Below are 1,720 nucleotides of genomic sequence, written 5' to 3'. Positions count from 1 at the left end.
ATTTCAAAATCGTCTAAATAAATACCTGGATTCATAATTTCCCTCTGACGCATAACGCCCTGTTAAGGTGTGAGCAACGCAATACCGATGCCTCCGCATACCACCTTAAACACTAAACGCAACGCATACTAAAAATGCCACGCGTTGCGAATCACTCTTAAACAGTTTGTTAGCACTAAAATTATCGAAAGTTCTTTCTTATGCTCTTTATGTAATTAAAGTCAGAAGGGCATTGTGACGAAGGCATAACTACACTCTTTACACCGACAACCAAACCAGCACCAGCAACACCGGCAATTAAAGGCGACATTTGAATAAGAGAAGCTATACCGGCAGCACCTAACCCTGCACCAACGATACCAGAAAAATCAGAGTGTATTACGTTTTTAAGGTTGGTTGTTACACGCTTAATACCTGTTTCATTAATAGTTTTATCTATATCCTTTAGTGACATTTCTAACCGAGCTAAGCGTGTTTTTTTTTGCTCTTGGTATATCTTTAGAAGATATAATTTCTTCATTCATTTCATCTAGATAGCACCTAAAAGCGGTTAGTTCGTCATTACGCTTAGATTTAAACTCAAGAATTTCAGCTAACGGTGTGCCCTGATCGGGAACAGGTAACATATCGTAAAGCTCGAATTCAACGCCAGTTCCTAACGCTTGCTGAGTGTAATAAGGAACATTGGATAGTTGAGCCATAGTCCAACAGCCAGGTTCTTCTTGTCGATTTTTTCTAAGAGCGGCTTCTTGGGCAGCAATAAAAAACTCACCTCTCCCCGAGCTTATCGCCCCCTCAAACCTAACATGTGTCCTTTTTAGAAAACCCGTGCTTTCCAAATAATCTATGTCGTAAGACGAAACACGAATCAGTGTATTAGTGGGTAGTCAATTTCATCCCAATATAGAAGATATTTTCTAAGTTCAAGTGGGTCTGGATCTCCACCGCATCTGATCCCTCCAGTGTATATAGGCTCAAATGGAGGAGAAACGACGATTCCTTTTTTATTCATGTTGATCCTCGTACATATACCTTTTAGTGCTAACGCCCTGCTAAGGGGTGAGCAACGCAATACCAAAGCCGCCGCATACCACCTTAATCACCAAATTTAACGCATAGTAAAAATGCCACGCGTTGCGAATCCCTCTTGAGCAGTTTGTTAGTTTGCAAACCCAAGGAGTTGATTTTACGTTATTTTAAATTTTGAAAACAATAAGCTTTATGTGCTTTGATGCATTTAAGTCAGGCTTAGTCTCAAAGCGGCAACTCAATGAAACCACTTGGAACAAACAACGTGGCAGAAACCGAACTCACAACACCAAAAAACGCTTTTGGAAAACCAATCTCACAGTGCGGACTTTCAACAAAGCCGCTGAAACCACGTGAACTTTCCACACCAGAGAAAACGCCATTTCAGCGAGTAAATCGGCTTTTGTACCAACAAACTCAACGAGCAGAGTTTCAGCAAAAAAATTCGATTCAGTTAACCCCAAAGTCACTGTACCAAAGAACAAATCAACCGTTGAAACGATACCAATTTTGAATTTTCACCACACTAGTTAACACTGAAATTGAACGCCGAGATGACAATTTCAACTTTGAGCTTTTACCACTAGATCTTGCGATATAGCTGCGTTTTTCCTCTTGCAAACTAACGCCTTGCTAAGGTGTGAGTAACGCAATACAAAAGCTACCGCACAGCGCCTTAATCACATAAGCC

2 protein-coding genes are annotated in these 1,720 nt (G+C 40.6%); both read right to left on the bottom strand.

The genetic code is table 11. The features are described from left to right. Positions 1-181: 181 nt before the first annotated feature. Positions 182-520, bottom strand: a complete 339-nt coding sequence (locus VJL_RS30250; RefSeq protein WP_160167714.1) for a DUF6236 family protein — start codon at positions 518-520, stop codon at positions 182-184. Continuing rightward, on the bottom strand, positions 432-839 hold the full coding sequence (locus VJL_RS30515; RefSeq protein WP_038882063.1) for a DUF6236 family protein: 408 nt from the start codon (positions 837-839) through the stop codon (positions 432-434). Before VJL_RS30515 ends, VJL_RS30250 begins: the two co-directional genes overlap by 89 nt. Positions 840-1,720 lie beyond the last annotated feature (881 nt).

The organism is Vibrio jasicida CAIM 1864 = LMG 25398 (assembly GCF_000400365.1).
In the GTDB taxonomy this organism is placed as follows: Bacteria; Pseudomonadota; Gammaproteobacteria; order Enterobacterales; family Vibrionaceae; genus Vibrio; species Vibrio jasicida.
Note: the sequence above shows the minus strand (reverse complement) of the source record. Positions and strands in the feature narration are given on the sequence as shown.